We start from the raw sequence: 14,123 nt of genomic DNA on the forward strand, positions 1-14,123 counted from the left end.
ATCATCCTCGACCGGTCGGGCGGTGAGGCCCGGGGCCGAGGGGCGCGCCGTCGCGGAGCGGTATCGGCGCGGCGGATAGCTGCACATGGGAAGGAGTCATTTCCGGTCGGGCCCGCTCGTCCGCAGACTCGGAGTGGCGCCGGTCACCGGAGCGCCGCCCGACACCCGGAGGACGACCGTGCCCGACACCGCGCAACGAGGCGCACCCCCGGACCAGGACGCGCTGAGGGTGATGTCCGGCCTGCTCTCCGACGCCACACTGCTCGCCGCCAGGGGCACTGCGGCGCCCCAGGACATCGACACCGCCATGCGGCTGGGCGCCGGGCACCCGGTCGGGCCCTTCGAACTCCTGGCCACTAACGGCCCGGAGGACCTCAGCGGCCTCGCGCTCCCGGCCGGGTCGGCTCGGTCGCCTGGGTCGGCTGGAGACGAGATCCCTACCGGCTCGGACATCTCGCCGACCGTCGCCTGGACGGGACCTGTCGGGGTCGTGGGGACCGGCCACATGGCCGGCGGCATCGTCGAGGCGGTCGCGCGGAGCGGCCGGGCGGTGCGCGTGCTCGCCCGGACGGACGAGGCAGGACAGCGGCTCCGTGCCCGGCTGGCGTCGAGCCTCGGCCGGGCCGTCTCCCGCGGGCGCCTCGACGAGGCCACGAGGGACACCATCGCCGGTCGGCTGTCGCTCACCCTCGACCCGTCCGACCTCGCGGTCACCGACGTCGTCATCGAGGCGGTCGCGGAGGACCTCGACGTCAAGGCGGCCGTCGTGAGCAGGCTCGACGCCGCCCTGCCGGTGTCCGTGCCGTTGGCCACCAACACGTCGTCGTTCCGGGTGTCCGACCTGCAGCCGTTCATCGCGGGCCCGCGTCCGGTGCTGGCGCTGCACTTCTTCAACCCGGCGCAGGTCATGAAGCTGGTCGAGGTGGTCGTGCCGGACGACGTCGAGGACGCCGAGGGGCTGCAGGCGGCCGCGACCGCCTGGGCGCGCGGCATCGGCAAGACGCCGATCAGGTGCGCCGACTCGCGTGGGTTCGTGGTGAACCGGCTGCTCATCCCCTTCCTCAACGACGCCGTCCGGCTGCACGAGAGCGGCGTGCCCGTCGAGGAGGTCGACGCGCTCCTGGTGCAGGGCGCCGGGCACCCGATGGGGCCCCTGGCGCTGATCGACCTGATCGGCCTCGACGTCACCGTCGCGGCGCTGGAATCGATGGCCGCCGTGGAGGACGACCCCCGCCTCTCCCCGGCCCGGACGCTGCACGAGCTGGTCGCGGCCGGGCGGCTCGGCCGCAAGACCGGCGCCGGGTTCCACAGCTACCAGGAGAAGTGATGCAGACGTTGGACGATCCCAGCACGGCGGCCGACCCCACCGCCGCCTGGACGACGCTGATCAGCCGCTACTACGACGGCTGCAGCGCGGGCGACGTCGATCTGATGCTGCAGACGCTGCACCCCGACGTCGTCCACTGGTTCCTGGCGCCCAACACCGGGTCCGCGGCCGTGGCGGGCGGTGATCACCTCGCCCGCTACTGGCGCAAGGTGACCGGCATGCTGCAGGCCCGCTGGGTGGTCGACAGCATCTGCGCCACACCCGCGCAGGCGGTCATCGAGTGGACGATGTGGTGGCTGCCCGAGGGCGCGACCGAGCGGGTCGCCACCCGCGGCGCCGAGTGGTTCACCTGCGAGGACGGGCTGATCCGCGAGATCCGCAGCTACTACCAGATGCGCCCGCAGACGACCCAGCTCGAGGGGTTCCCCTACGCCGAGCGCGGCTACTCCGTGCCGGGCGCCGAGCGCAGCACGATCCATCCCGACGCCCAGCAGTACGGACCAGGAGGAACATCGTGACCGCCGTCGACGTGACCCGGGAAGGCGCCGTCGCCACGGTCACCCTCAACCGGCCGGACAAGCTGAACGCGCTCGACCGGTCCACCCGCTGGGAGCTCATCGGCGCCCTCCGCGAGGTCGCGGTCGATCACGACGTGCGGGCCGTGGTGCTCACGGGCGCCGGGCGGGCCTTCTGCGTGGGCCAGGACCTCGCCGCTGTCGAGGAGCTCGAGCACGCCGACGAGACCGTCGCCGGCTCCTACAACCCCATCGCCCAGACGATCGCCGACATGCCCAAGCCCGTGGTGGCAGCGGTGAACGGCGCGGCGGTCGGGGCCGGCCTCGGCCTGGCGCTCGCCTGCGACCTGCGCCTGGCAGCGGAGTCGGCATCGTTCTCCTGCGCATTCGGCAAGGTGGGACTCGTCCCCGACACCGGGGTTTCCTGGCACCTGGTCCGCGAACTGGGCTATGCCCGCGCGTTCGCCGTGGCGACCCTCGGCCGGACATTCACCGCCGACGAAGCGAAGGCCTACGGCCTGATCAACCGCGTCCTGCCCCCCGAGCAGCTGGCCGCGAGCGCCCGCGAGCTGGCCGGGATGCTGGCGGACGGCCCCTCGCTGGCGTTCGCCCTCACCAAGAGCCAGTTCCGCGCGGCCGGCGAGCTGCCGCTGGAGGCCCTGCTCGCCCTGGAGGCCCGGCACCAGGGCGAGGCGGCTGCGCACCCGGACCACGTCGAGGGCAGGACGGCGTTCGCGGAGAAGCGCGCGCCCCGCTGGGCATGACCACGCCGGGTGCCGTGCTCGTGCATGGCCTGTGGCACGGCGCCTGGTGCTGGGACGGCGTCCGCGCAGCCCTGGCCGACCGCGGGATCGAGAGCGCCGCCGTGGAGCTGCCGCTCACCGACCTCGCCGCCGACACGCAGGCCACACGCGACGCCGTGGACGCCTTCGGCCGGCCTGCCGTGCTGGTCGGGCATTCCTACGGCGGCGCGGTGATCACGGGCGCCGGCACGCACCCCCTGGTGCGTGAGCTGGTGTACGTCGCCGCCTACCAGTTGGACGACGGCGAGTCCGTCAGCCGACCGGGGTCGATCGGCGGGCTGCCCGACACCCGGCTGGGCGAGGCGATGCGGGTGTCCGAGGACCAGGTGGGCCTCGATCCGGGCCTGGCCGCGCGGCTCCTGTACGGCGACGCCCCCGCAAAGGTGGCCGCGGCCGCCACCGCACGGCTGCGCCCGGTGAGCCGCCAGGTCTTCCGCGGGGTGCCCGAGGTCATCGCCTGGCGCAGCGTCCCGTCGACCTACGTGGTGTGCGCGGACGACGAGGTGGTGCACCCCGAGCGGCAGCGCGCGATGGCCCGGCGCGCGACGCGAACCGTCGAGTGGCCGTGCGGCCACAGCCCCGCCGCCACCCGCCCGGAAGCGGTCGCCGACCTGGTGGCCGAGCGGGTCCGGGCGCTCAGCTGACGGTCTTCCGCACCAGCTTCCGGACGCCGGCCAGCCAGCGGTCGGGGTCGGCGGCCTTCTGCGCCCAGTAGGTGCCGACCTCCGGGTGCGGGAGGATCAGGAACCGCTCCTCGGCGATCCCCGCGACGACCGACTCCGCGACCTGCTCGGGCGTGAGCACCGCCCCGGAGGCGGCGACCACGGAGGCCGCCGACCGGCCTTCCTCGAGCGGATCGAGCAGCAGCGGCGTCGCCACGCCCAGCGGGCAGACGGCACTGACCTTGATGCCGCGGTCCCCGTAGGTGACCGCAAGCCACTCGGCGAACGCCACCGCTCCGTGCTTGGTCACCGTGTACGGGGCGTCGCCGGGGGTGGTCAGCAGCCCCGCGGCGGACGCCACGTTGAGCAGGTAGCCGCTCCCCCGCTCGAGCATCGATGGCAGGACGGCGCGGGCGGCGTGCACGTGGGCGAGCACGTTGACCGCGAACACCTGCTGCCAGGTGTCCGTCGGCACCTCCACTCCCCCGCCGGAGAAGACGCCGGCGTTGGAGCAGAACAGGTCGACCCGGCCGTACGCACTCAGGGTCCGCTCCACGAGTGCCGCGACGGCGGCCTCGTCGGTCACGTCGGTCGTGTCCGCCGTCCCGCCGATCTCCTCGGCCACGCGCAGGGCCGCCTCGCCGTCGCGGTCGCTCACGACGACGGCAGCGGCCCCTTCGGCGGCGAACCGCCGGGCCAGCGCGGCGCCGATCCCGCTGCCGGCACCGGTGACGACGACGACGGCGTCCCTCAGCTCCATGCTCAGGCTCCTACCCCGATCCGGCGCCGGCCGCGCGGGATCTCGACCGGCTGCGGGCCGGGCACGAGCCGGTTCTCGATGAACCCGAGCTGCTCGACCTCGATGCGGACGACGTCCCCTGGCGCCAGCCAGTCCGGCGCGGTGTCGGGATCGGTCCGGCGGATCTCGGCCAGGCAACCGGTGCCGCAGGTGCCGGAGCCCATCACGTCCCCGGGGCGGACAACGGTGCCGCGGGAGGCGTAGGCGACCAGGTCGGCGAACGACCAGGCCATGTTCGAGGTGACGTCGCCGCCGGTGCGCACCCCGTTGAGCCGTACCTCGGTGGTCAGGGCGAGCCGGCCGTCGACGACGAAGTCGGCGAGCTCGTCGGCGGTCACGAGCCACGGGCCGAGGGTGATGGCCGCGTCCTTCGACTTCGACGGGCCCATGGGGAACTTGAACTCGTGGACCTGCAGGTCGCGGGCCGACCAGTCGTTGAAGATCGTGTAGCCGAGGATGTGGTCAGCGGCCTGTGCCGGGGTCAGGTCCGAGCCCGCGCGGCCCACGACGACCCCCACCTCGAGCTCGTAGTCGAGCTGGGTGACCAGCGGGGGGATCCGCACGTCGTCGTAGGGACCGGTGATGGACGCGGGGTTGGAGAAGTAGAACAGCGGCTTCTCGTACCACTCGTCGGGCACGCTGCCGGCCAGCTCGGCCAGATGGGCCTCGTAGGTCAGGAAGTCACGGACGCTGGGCGGGTCCAGCAGCGGGCCGAACGAGGCGTCGGGCACCGGCACGCCGTCGCCGGAGCGCAGCCGGCGGGCGACGTCGGCGAGCGACTCCTCCCCGCCTGCGATCACGTCCCGCAGCGTCGGTCCGGCGTCCAGCAGCCTGATCACGTCGCCGTCGAGGACCCCGACCCGATGACCCTCGGCGCTCCGCACGGTGGTCAGCCGCACGTCACTTCACCGCCACGGGGTTGACCGGCGAGCCGACGGCGCGGGTGAACGGCAGCGGCTGCGCGGCGATGAGGAACTCGTGGACGCCGTCCTCGGCGCAGTCGGCGGCCAGGCCGTCGAGGTCCCACATCTCCCCCAGCAGCAGGCCGATGTGCGGCAGCGCCACCTGGTGCAGGGGCTGCATGGCGCCCGGCCACTCGTTGGGCCGCACCTCCGCCCCCCAGGTGTCGGTCGCCAGCGCGGCGATCTCGGTCGAGTGCAGCCAGCCGGCCGTCTCGAACGACAGGCCCGGCGCCGGGCCGCCGGCGTAGGAACCCCACCCTTCGCCCGCGGCGAGGCGGCGGCGCACCCGGGTCAGCTGGCCGGTGCGCAGCAGCACGATGTCACCGCGGCCCACCCGGGAGGTCTCCCCCTGGCGGCGGATCGTCTCCTCCAGGTCGGCGCTCGTGATCGGGCAGCCGTCGGGCAGCTCACCGTCCTCACCCAGCGCCCGGCCGACGTCGAGCAGGACACCGCGGCCGACGACCGGTGCGGCGAGGTGCTCGATGCCGGTGGCGAAGTCGCCCTCACTGGTCACGACCTCGCGCGCCACGCGGCCGTTCCAGGCCACGCCGTGGTCGAAGACGTGGCCGAGGCCGTCCCACTGCGTCGAGCACTGCAGCGGCATGAAGACCGAGTCGTCCGCGACCGACAGTCCGTGCGGGAGACCCATCTGCTCGGCGGTGTCCATGCCGGTGGAGGTCATCACGCGCACGGGATTGACCCGGCGCTTCCAGCCGAACTGCGGGCCGTCCTCGTCGAACGGCAGGGACAGGCTGAAGGAGTCCCCCCGCCGGACGAGACCCGCGGCCGCGGTGCGCTTGGCCGCGTCGAGGTGGTTCACCGTGCCGAGCGCGTCATCGGCCCCCCAGCGGTTCCAGTTGCTGAACCGCTTGGCCGAGTCGGCGATGGCCGCCTCGGGGTCGGGTCCGAAGGCCGACGTGATGTCGTAGCCGTTCACGAGTCGAGTCCCAGGAGTCGGGCGGCGTTGCCGCCGCGGATGGCGTCGGTGGTCGAGGGGTCGAACCCGGCCGCTTCCAGGCGGTCGACGGGGTCCTCGACACCCATGTCGAAGGGGTAGTCGCTGCCGAGCGTCACCTGGCTCGCGCCCATCACCGAGACGAGGTGGCGCAGCTGCTCGGGCGTGTAGACGAGGGAGTCCACCCAGGTGCGGCGGAGCAGGGTCGAGGGCGGCTGCTCCGTGGTGTGCGCGTCGCCGCGCGCGGCCCAGGCGTGATCTGCGCGCACGACGTAGCTGGCGAGGTAGCCACCGCCGTGCGCCGACCAGACCCGGAGCCGCGGGTGCCGTTCGAGCAGTCCGGAGAAGACGAGGCGGGACAGCGCCAGCGCCGTCTCGGTCGGGTTCCCGACGGTGTTGAACAGGTAGTAGGCGTTCAGCCGCTCGCCCAGCGTGCAGCCCCACGGGTGGATGAGGACGGCGGCCCCGAGCTCCTCGGCGGCAGCCCAGAAGTCGGCCAGCGAGGGGTCGTCGAGCTCCCGTCCCGGACCGGCCGAGGTCGAGATCTGCACGCCGCGCATGCCGAGGTCGCGTACCGCCGTCTCGAGCTGTCCGACGGCCAGGTCAGGGTGCTGGAGGGAGACGGTCCCGATCGGCAGCAGCCGGTCCGGCTGCTTCGCACACGCGTGGACGACGCCCTCGTTGGTCACGGCGACGAGCCGCGCCGCCAGGTCGCGGTCGGCCCAGGCGTGGGGCAAGGGGGTCGCGCTGACCGCCTGCACGTCGACCCGTGCCGCGTCCATCGCGGTCAGCCGCAGGTCGAGATCGGTCAGCTTCGGGGCCAGTTCGGCGATGTGCCGCATGTTGTAGGCGAGCGACTCGGGGCCGAGGGTGGCCGCATCGACCCCGCGCTGCTGCGCCAGGCCCGGCTCTCCCTCCAGGAGCGCGTCCGCGGTGGGGACGGCGACATGGGCGTGGACGTCGATGGCAGGTACGACAGGCAAGCGTCCACTCCTCGTGTGACGGCGGTGACACAACGGCGTTCAGCATCGGTCGTGCGTCCGGCGAGCGGAACCACTGATTCGGTATGCCGTGGCATTCACGGCGCAGATGGCAGCGACTCCTCAAGCGTTGCGCGCGTGCCGAGGACCAGCCGGCGCAACCACTGGTGGGCGGGGTCCCGCTGGGCCGACCGGTGCCAGTACAGGCACTCCACCAGCGGCTCCGTGAGGAAGGGCGCCGCGCGGGTCCGCACCCGGTACCCGGGCTGCAGCCGTGCGGCGAGGCTGGCCGGCAGGAACGCGATGCGGTCGGTGCCCTCGACGAGGGCCGGCACCGCGGAGAACGACTCGGCGTTCACCGATCCGGTGGCCGTGATGCCGCGGACGGTCAGCAGGCGCTCGATGTGCGCACCGGAGCCGAGGTCGTGGAAGAGGCCGATGAGCGTGCGCGACCGGAGGTCCTCCTCCGAGAGCTGATCGCCGGGGTCGTCGGCATCGACCACCGCGACCCAGGGCTCACTGGAGAGCTCTTCGTTCGGATAGCCGTTGAGGAACGCACGAGGGGCCAGGACGAGGTCGACGCGACGCATCACCGCCTCGCTGTCCCGCACGAAACCGTGGTCGATCTGCACCAGGTCGACCACCACGCGCGGCGCGAGCCGGTCGAGTTCGCGCAGTCGTCCGGCGATCAGCGTCATGCCGTAGTCGCTGGCCGCGATCCGGAACACCTGGGCCGCGGTCGACGGGTCGAAGGACGCCTGGATGCGCAAAGCCCGCTCCACCATCCCCAGGGCAGGCTCCACGGCGTGCTGGAGCTCCCGCGCCACGGGGGTCAGCGTCAGGCCGCGCCCCTCGCGGACCAGGAGCTCGTCGCCGAACTGCCGGCGCAGGCGGGCCAGCGCGTTGCTCATCGCCGGCTGGCTCAGCCCGACCACCTGCGCCGCCCGCGTGACGTTCCGTTCCTGCAGCAGTGCCCGCAGCGAGACGAGCAGGTTCAGGTCCACTCCCGCCAGGTTCATGCGGTCCTCCCTCGTGGTGGTGTCGCGCACGGTACTGCCGACATTCACCGGCTGAATGCTTCACATCCGGATGAACCATTTCCCGTGTGACCTGACCCACTCCACACTCCCCGCTGTGACCCAAGCAATCTCGCCGGATCGCTCCGCGAACGACTCCGGGGGCGGCGCTCCGCCCGCCCTGGTGGCGCGCGGTGTCGGCCTGTCGTTCGCCGGCCTGCGCGCCCTCGACGATCTGGCCTTCGAGATCCCGGCCGGAGGCACCTCGGCCGTGATCGGCCCCAACGGAGCCGGGAAGACCACGCTGTTCAACTGCATCAGCGGGCTCTACGGGTACGAGGGCGAACTGACACTGCACGGCCGTCCGCTGGGCAGGCTCCGGCCCCACCAGCGCGCCCGTCGCGGCATCTCGCGCACGTTCCAGACCCCCGCGCTGCTGGACGTCGAGTCGGCTCTGCAGAACGTCGCACTCGGCGCGGTGGCCCACAGCCGGGTCGGGGTGGTGAACTCGATGCTGTCCACCCGGCGCCGCCGCCGTGAGGAGCGCGAGACCCTCGAGCGTGCGTATGCCCTGCTGCAGCGGCTGGGCATCGCCGCGCTCGCGAGCCGCCCGGTAGCGGGGCTGGCGCACGGCGACCGCCGGCGCGTCGAGGTCGCCCGCGCCCTGCTGAGCTCCCCCAGCCTCCTGATGCTCGACGAGCCGGCCGCCGGACTCGGGGCGGAGGAGGCCCAGGACCTGCTGGCCGAGGTCGAGGCCTACGCCGGGTCGGACACGACCGTGCTGCTGGTCGAGCACGACGTCGCGCTCGTCATGTCCGTGGCCCGCCGGGTCGTCGTCCTCGACTCGGGTCGGCTCCTGGCGATCGGGACCCCTGACGAGGTGCGGGCCGACCCCCGTGTCGTCGAGGCCTACCTCGGGGCGGAGGACGCCGACGGGCCGGCGCCCGAGCGGCTGCACGCGTCGACCGGGGACGCCCTGTGAGCGGGCTGCTGGAGGTCACCGGCCTCACCGCCGGGTACGGCGGGGTCCGGGTCCTGCACGGGATCGACATCGCGGTGGGCGAGAACGAGATCGTCGCGGTCCTCGGTGCGAACGGCGCCGGGAAGACGACGCTGCTCCGGGCGCTGTCCGGCACGGTCAGGTCCAGCGGCGAGGTCGCCTTCGCCGGGCGTTCGCTGGCCGGCACGAGCGCCGCCCGCATCGCCCGTGGCGGGCTCGGCCACGTCCCCCAGGGCCGGGGGACGTTCACCGACCTCACGGTCGAGGAGAACGTGCGGCTCGGCGTCATCTCCCGGCCGGCCTCGACGCGGGGCCAGGCGGACGGCGACGTGGAGCGCATCTACGAGACGTTCCCCGTGCTCCGGGAGATGCGCCGCCGGCCGGCGGGCGCGCTCTCGGGAGGTCAGCAGCAGATGCTGGCCCTGTCCCGGGCGCTGCTCGCCCGGCCGCGGCTGCTGCTCATCGACGAGCCGTCGCTGGGTCTGGCCCCGCTGACGTCGGCGGACATGTTCTCCGTCCTCGCCCGGCTGCGCGACGAATGGTCGCTGTCGGTCCTGCTGGCCGAGCAGAACGCGCGCGCCTCGCTCAAGGTCGCCGACCGCGGCGTCGTCCTGGCCAGGGGGCGCGTCGTCGCCTCCGCCCCGGCCGCCGAGCTCGCCGCCGACGAGGGTCTGCGCGCCGCCTACCTGGGCGAATCCCCCGACGGCCTGACGGAGGTGTCCTCATGAGCGAGCTGCTCCAGCAGACCGTGTCGGGGCTGACGACGGGGCTGGTCTACGCCGCCCTGGCACTGGCCATCGCGCTGGTCTTCCAGGGCACCGGCACGCTGAACTTCGCCCAGGGCGAGTTCGCCACGCTGGCGGCCTTCGTGTCCTTCGCCCTCAGCACCGCCGGGCTCTCGTGGTGGTTGATCGTCCCGGTGCTCGTGGTCCTGGCCTTCGTGTTCGGAGCCGGCGTGGAGCGGCTGCTCGTGCGGCCGGTCGAGGGCAACGGTCCGCTGGCGCTGCTGACGGTCACCGCCGCGCTGCTTCTCGGCACCAATGCGGTCGTGGCGCTGATCTGGGGCACCGACGTCCGTTCGATGCCCAGCCCCTTCGGCGACGCCGTCCACCACGTCGGTCCGCTGACCTTCACGGCTCAGGCCCTCGGAGGCGGGGCGCTCGTGCTGACGGCCATGGTCCTGTGCGGGGCGATCTTCCGGTTCACGCCGCTGGGGCTGCGTCTGCGCGCGGTCGCCGACAACCCCGACTCCGCCAGGCTGCTCGGCATCTCGACCGGCCTGATGCTGGCTGTCGGCTGGGGCATCGCCGCCGCCGTCGGCGCCGTCGCCGGCCTGGTGGCCGCCCCCACGCTCGGCCTGTCGCCGGAACTCATGACCAACGCGTTGCTGCTCGCCCTCGCGGCCGTGACGCTCGGCGGCTTCTCCAGCCGGCTGGGCGCTGTCGTGGGGGGCCTGCTGATCGGCGTCCTGTCCAACCTGGCCAGCCGGTACGTCCCCGGCATCGGAGGTGACCTGCAGTTGGTGGTCCCGTTCGCCGTCATCTTCCTGGTCCTGCTCGTCCGGCCGCAGGGCCTGTTCGGGCGCCCGTCGGCGGTGCGCGCCTGATGGCCACCTCCATCTCCGGCCCCGCCACGCGGACGGTCGCAGCGACCCCCGGGTCGCCACGGGCGGCGGCGCCGGCTCTGGACGAGCTGCGCCCGCTGTGGCGACGACCGGTCACCTGGGCGTGGACGGCGCTGTTCGTCGTCGCGCTGGTCGTGCCGTTCCTGATCAGCGACTACGACCTGTTCAAGGCCACCCGCGTGCTGACGGTCGCGATCGCGGTCGCCGGGCTGAACCTGCTCATCGGGCGGGCCGGGCAGATCAGCGCCGGCCACGGTGCCCTCTACGGGCTGGGTGCCTACACGGCGATGATCCTGGTGAAGGAGCTCGGCTGGGGCTGGCCGCTCGCGGTCCTGGCCGCCGTGATCGTCTCCGGGGCGGCCGGCTGGCTGATCGGCCTCCCGGCGCTGCGGGTGCGCGGGCTCAACCTCGGCCTGCTGACCATCGCGATCGCCGCGATCTTCCCGCTGCTGCTGTCCCGCTTCGAAGGCATCACCGGCGGCACGATCGGGTTGCAGCTCGCCGGCTCCCCCATCACGCCGCCCGGCGGGCTGGCGCTGACGCCAGAGCAGTTCCAGTTCCTCCTGCTGGTCGTCGTCCTCGCCGTGGTCCTGGTGCTGCTGCGCAACCTCACGACCGGTCCGCTCGGCCGGGCCGTCGAGGCGCTGCGCGTCAATCCGCTGATGGCGAGGTCGGAGGGTGTCGACGTCAACCGGCTGACGCTCACGATGTTCGGCATCAGCAGCGCGGTGGCCGGGCTGGGCGGTGCTCTCGGCGGGCTGGTCCTGGCGTCCACGGTGCCCGACAGCTACTCGATGTTCTTCTCGCTCACCCTGCTGTCGGCCTGCGTCGTCGGCGGGTCCCGCACGTGGGCGGGGTCCCTGGTGGGGGCCGCGTTCATCGTCTACCTGCCGGACGTGATCAGCCAGCACATCGGGTCGACGACCGGCGGCCAGTGGTCACAGCTGGTCTACGCCGTGGCCCTCCTCCTGACCCTCTTCTTCCTCCCAGCCGGAGTCGCCGGTGGAGCCGGCCGGCTGGTCACCCGGCTCACGGGAGGTCCACGAAGGCGCTCGAAGGCCTGACCCACGACCGCACCACCCGTTCCGCCGGGGGCCGGCGCCCGCCGTCCCCTCCCCGTCCCGCACTGCGCCGTCGCAGTGGAGAGCGAGGTCCCCCATGTCCGATATCCCTGGCCTGGTCCGACGCCGCGTGGTGGTCGCGCTGGCTGCAGGCAGCCTCCTGCTGACCGCTGCCTGCAGCGGCCGCGCCGACGACTCGTCCGAATCCGCGTCCGGCTCGAGTGCCGGCTCGGACGAGCCCATCGTCGTCGGCATGAGCTTTCCGCTGAGCGGGCCGCTCTCCGGGGCCGCGGCGGTGGCCGACGGTGCCGCCGCCTACTTCGAGCGCGTCAACGCCGAGGGCGGTGTCGACGGACGCGAGATCGACTACCAGGTCCTCGACGACGGCTACGACCCGGCGCGGCAGGCCGAGAACGCCCGGCAGCTCGTCGACCAGGAGGACGCAGGCGTCGTCCTCACGTTCGGCGGCATCTCCTCGGCGACGGCGCCCTATCTGAACGGGGAGAAGGTGGCGCACGTCGCCTTCGGCACCCAGGCTGCCCTCTCCGACACCGACACCACGCCGTACACGCGCGGGTGGTTCCCGGACGGCAGCTGGGAGGGCCAGGTCGTCGCCGAGCACATCCAGGAGGAGTCTCCGGACGCCGTCGTCGGCGTCCTCGGGATCGCCAACGACCTGACCACCAGTCAGGTCGACGGCATGGCAGCGGCGGGGCTCACTCCGGACAAGGTGCTGACCGTGCCCCCGGGCGTGGTCGACCTGACCAGCCAGCTGAACGAGCTGCGGGGCGCCGGCGTGGACACGCTGTTCCTCGCCGTCGTCGGCCCGGCCCAGCCGGCCACCCTTCGCACGATGGCCGACATCGGATACCAGCCGACCACCTACCTGTACAGCGCCGCGTCGGACCTCGCGACGTCCGTCGGCCCCGCCGGCCCGGAGAACGCGACGAACGCCTTCACGGCGCAGTACTTCAAGGACCCGGCCGACCCGCGGTGGGCTGACGACGAGGGCGTGCAGGCCTTCAAGGAGGACATCGCCGAGTACGGCGACGAGGCGAACGCCGACTCCTACCTCGCGATCGAGGGATACGGGGCCGCCGCGGCCATCGTCGCTGCGCTCGAGGAGTCCGGCGGCGAGGGCGGCGACGCCTTCGCCGAGGCATGGGACTCGATCGACGGCGTGGACAACCCGGCCATCCTGCCCGACATGCAGCTCTCGGCCGGTCCCGGCAGCCGTCTGGTCCACCAGTACCGGATCCTGCAGTTCGACGGCACGAGCTGGCAGGACGCCGGCGATGTCGTGGACGCCGCCGACCTGGCCCAGGGCTGAGCCGCCGGCGCCCGCCTCCCCGGTCACCGACCCGGGGAGGCGGGCGCCGCTCTCACACCCCCGGGGGTGCTGACCCTTCCGACAACGCCGGGTACTCGGACCCGGCCACGGTGAGCAGCTGCTCCCGAAGCCACACGTGTCCCGGATCGCGGTCCCGGCGAGCGTGCCAGAACGCCGACTGCCGCAGCGGCTGGAGATCCATCTCCGGCTCCAGGAGCCGGATGTCGGCCGCGGCGGCCACTCGCTTCGCCAGCCGCTCCGGCAACACCGCGACCAGCTCCGTCCCGGCGAGCATGAACGGCATCGGCAGGAAGCCACCCGCGGTGGCGGCGACCCGCCGGGTGCAGCCGGCCGCGTCGAGCTCCTCCTCGACGATCGACCGCCGCCCCTCGATCACGTACTCCAGGTACGGCGAGCTCGCCAGGAGCTCTGCGGTCAGCCGGTCGCCCGCTGTCGAGTGACCGGTCCACACGACACCGACGAAACGGTCGGCGATGACCGGGATCCCCGAGCAGTCCCGCAGCGATCGCTCGTCGACGATCCGGTCGGGCAGGATCGCCAGGTCGATCTCGTCGCGCTGCAGGGCCTCGAGGTAGCGCGGGCCGACGGGAGCGGCGTCCAGCCGCAGGGCCGTGGTCAGCCCGCTGAGCCGGGCGATGAGCGGCCGCACGAGCATCACCCCGACGTAGTCGCTGCCGACGACGGAGAACCGCCGGGTGTCGGCGGTGGGGTCGAACGTCGGCGGCCGGACGATCGTCTGCTCGATGGTCGCCAGCACCTCCCGCACCGGCTCGATGAGGGATTCGGCGCGCGGGGTGAGCTCCAGGTAGCGACCGTTCTTGTAGAGCAACTCGTCGCCCAGCACCCGTCGCAGCCGCGCCAGGGCGGTGCTCGTCGCCGGCTGGGACAGGTACAGGCTCTCGGCCGCGCGCGTCACGTTCTTCTCCCGCAACAGCGCGTCCAGCACCACCAGCAGGTTCAGGTCCACCTGCCCCAGCTTCACGGTTCCTCCGTCCCAGTCGTCGTGACGGCCATCACGACCGTGGATCGCAGCCAACCACGCTGTGCATTTCCGGTCGACGCAGGTCC

Annotated in this window: 15 protein-coding genes; 9 read left to right on the forward strand and 6 right to left on the reverse strand. The window is 73.1% G+C overall.

Annotation, left to right across the window (positions count from 1 at the left end; all coding sequences use genetic code 11):
- The first annotated feature begins 178 nt into the window (after positions 1–178).
- Genes CRP30_RS08110 through CRP30_RS08125 form a run of 4 tightly spaced genes read left to right on the forward strand, consistent with a single transcriptional unit; the run spans position 179 to position 3,289 of the window.
- The gene (locus CRP30_RS08110; protein ID WP_159961611.1) at positions 179–1,327 is read left to right on the forward strand and encodes a 3-hydroxyacyl-CoA dehydrogenase family protein; all 1,149 of its coding nucleotides are present in this window, start codon (positions 179–181) and stop codon (positions 1,325–1,327) included.
- Positions 1,327–1,845: a nuclear transport factor 2 family protein gene (locus tag CRP30_RS08115; RefSeq protein WP_097183451.1), complete on the forward strand. Its 519-nt coding sequence runs from the start codon at positions 1,327–1,329 to the stop codon at positions 1,843–1,845. The genes CRP30_RS08110 and CRP30_RS08115 overlap by 1 nt, the downstream gene beginning before the upstream one ends.
- A complete protein-coding gene (locus CRP30_RS08120; RefSeq protein ID WP_097183452.1) occupies positions 1,842–2,606 on the forward strand; it encodes an enoyl-CoA hydratase/isomerase family protein in 765 nt (254 codons plus the stop codon). Before CRP30_RS08115 ends, CRP30_RS08120 begins: the two co-directional genes overlap by 4 nt.
- A complete protein-coding gene (locus CRP30_RS08125) occupies positions 2,603–3,289 on the forward strand; it encodes an alpha/beta fold hydrolase (RefSeq protein ID WP_097183453.1) in 687 nt (228 codons plus the stop codon). Before CRP30_RS08120 ends, CRP30_RS08125 begins: the two co-directional genes overlap by 4 nt.
- Here CRP30_RS08125 and CRP30_RS08130 read toward each other — a convergent pair.
- The 5 genes from CRP30_RS08130 to CRP30_RS08150 all read right to left on the reverse strand — a co-directional run bounded on the left by CRP30_RS08130 (position 3,282) and on the right by CRP30_RS08150 (position 8,022).
- Positions 3,282–4,067, reverse strand: a complete 786-nt coding sequence (locus CRP30_RS08130) for an SDR family oxidoreductase (RefSeq protein ID WP_097183454.1) — start codon at positions 4,065–4,067, stop codon at positions 3,282–3,284. The two genes, CRP30_RS08125 and CRP30_RS08130, sit on opposite strands and share 8 nt — an antisense overlap.
- A gap of 2 nt (positions 4,068–4,069) precedes the next feature.
- Entirely contained in the window at positions 4,070–5,005 is a 936-nt protein-coding gene (locus tag CRP30_RS08135) for a fumarylacetoacetate hydrolase family protein (RefSeq protein ID WP_097183455.1), read from the reverse strand.
- Between the two features lies 1 nt (position 5,006).
- A complete protein-coding gene (locus CRP30_RS08140; RefSeq protein ID WP_235003266.1) occupies positions 5,007–6,005 on the reverse strand; it encodes a cyclase family protein in 999 nt (332 codons plus the stop codon).
- Entirely contained in the window at positions 6,002–7,006 is a 1,005-nt protein-coding gene (locus tag CRP30_RS08145) for an amidohydrolase family protein (protein WP_097183456.1), read from the reverse strand. Before CRP30_RS08145 ends, CRP30_RS08140 begins: the two co-directional genes overlap by 4 nt.
- A 95-nt stretch (positions 7,007–7,101) precedes the next feature.
- Positions 7,102–8,022, reverse strand: coding sequence for a LysR family transcriptional regulator (locus CRP30_RS08150; RefSeq protein WP_097183457.1), 921 nt, complete (start codon positions 8,020–8,022; stop codon positions 7,102–7,104).
- A gap of 115 nt (positions 8,023–8,137) precedes the next feature.
- On the opposite strand from CRP30_RS08150, the gene CRP30_RS08155 reads away from it, so the two are divergent.
- From CRP30_RS08155 to CRP30_RS08175, 5 genes are all read left to right on the forward strand, one after another.
- On the forward strand, positions 8,138–9,001 hold the full coding sequence (locus CRP30_RS08155) for an ABC transporter ATP-binding protein (RefSeq protein WP_159961614.1): 864 nt from the start codon (positions 8,138–8,140) through the stop codon (positions 8,999–9,001).
- Positions 8,998–9,747, forward strand: a complete 750-nt coding sequence (locus CRP30_RS08160; RefSeq protein ID WP_097183459.1) for an ABC transporter ATP-binding protein — start codon at positions 8,998–9,000, stop codon at positions 9,745–9,747. Before CRP30_RS08155 ends, CRP30_RS08160 begins: the two co-directional genes overlap by 4 nt.
- Entirely contained in the window at positions 9,744–10,625 is an 882-nt protein-coding gene (locus CRP30_RS08165; protein ID WP_097183460.1) for a branched-chain amino acid ABC transporter permease, read from the forward strand. Before CRP30_RS08160 ends, CRP30_RS08165 begins: the two co-directional genes overlap by 4 nt.
- Entirely contained in the window at positions 10,625–11,707 is a 1,083-nt protein-coding gene (locus CRP30_RS08170) for a branched-chain amino acid ABC transporter permease (RefSeq protein WP_097183461.1), read from the forward strand. Before CRP30_RS08165 ends, CRP30_RS08170 begins: the two co-directional genes overlap by 1 nt.
- A 94-nt stretch (positions 11,708–11,801) precedes the next feature.
- Positions 11,802–13,034, forward strand: a complete 1,233-nt coding sequence (locus CRP30_RS08175; protein ID WP_097183462.1) for an ABC transporter substrate-binding protein — start codon at positions 11,802–11,804, stop codon at positions 13,032–13,034.
- 52 nt (positions 13,035–13,086) lie between these two features.
- Here the strand turns inward: CRP30_RS08175 and CRP30_RS08180 are convergent, their stop codons facing one another.
- Entirely contained in the window at positions 13,087–14,037 is a 951-nt protein-coding gene (locus CRP30_RS08180) for a LysR family transcriptional regulator (RefSeq protein WP_159961617.1), read from the reverse strand.
- Between the last annotated feature and the right edge of the window lie 86 nt (positions 14,038–14,123).

It is taken from the genome of Blastococcus haudaquaticus (genome assembly GCF_900230285.1).
GTDB lineage: Bacteria > Actinomycetota > Actinomycetes > Mycobacteriales > Geodermatophilaceae > Blastococcus_B > Blastococcus_B haudaquaticus.

What these genes read in the sequence shown, in the direction of transcription:
- CRP30_RS08150 (WP_097183457.1), bottom strand. Translation starts at nt 8,022, where the DNA reads ATGAACCTGGCGGGAGTGGACCTGAACCTGCTCGTCTCGCTGCGGGCA.
- CRP30_RS08170 (WP_097183461.1), top strand. Translation starts at nt 10,625, where the DNA reads ATGGCCACCTCCATCTCCGGCCCCGCCACGCGGACGGTCGCAGCGACC.
- CRP30_RS08130 (WP_097183454.1), bottom strand. Translation starts at nt 4,067, where the DNA reads ATGGAGCTGAGGGACGCCGTCGTCGTCGTCACCGGTGCCGGCAGCGGG.
- CRP30_RS08175 (WP_097183462.1), top strand. Translation starts at nt 11,802, where the DNA reads ATGTCCGATATCCCTGGCCTGGTCCGACGCCGCGTGGTGGTCGCGCTG.
- CRP30_RS08165 (WP_097183460.1), top strand. Translation starts at nt 9,744, where the DNA reads ATGAGCGAGCTGCTCCAGCAGACCGTGTCGGGGCTGACGACGGGGCTG.
- CRP30_RS08125 (WP_097183453.1), top strand. Translation starts at nt 2,603, where the DNA reads ATGACCACGCCGGGTGCCGTGCTCGTGCATGGCCTGTGGCACGGCGCC.
- CRP30_RS08115 (WP_097183451.1), top strand. Translation starts at nt 1,327, where the DNA reads ATGCAGACGTTGGACGATCCCAGCACGGCGGCCGACCCCACCGCCGCC.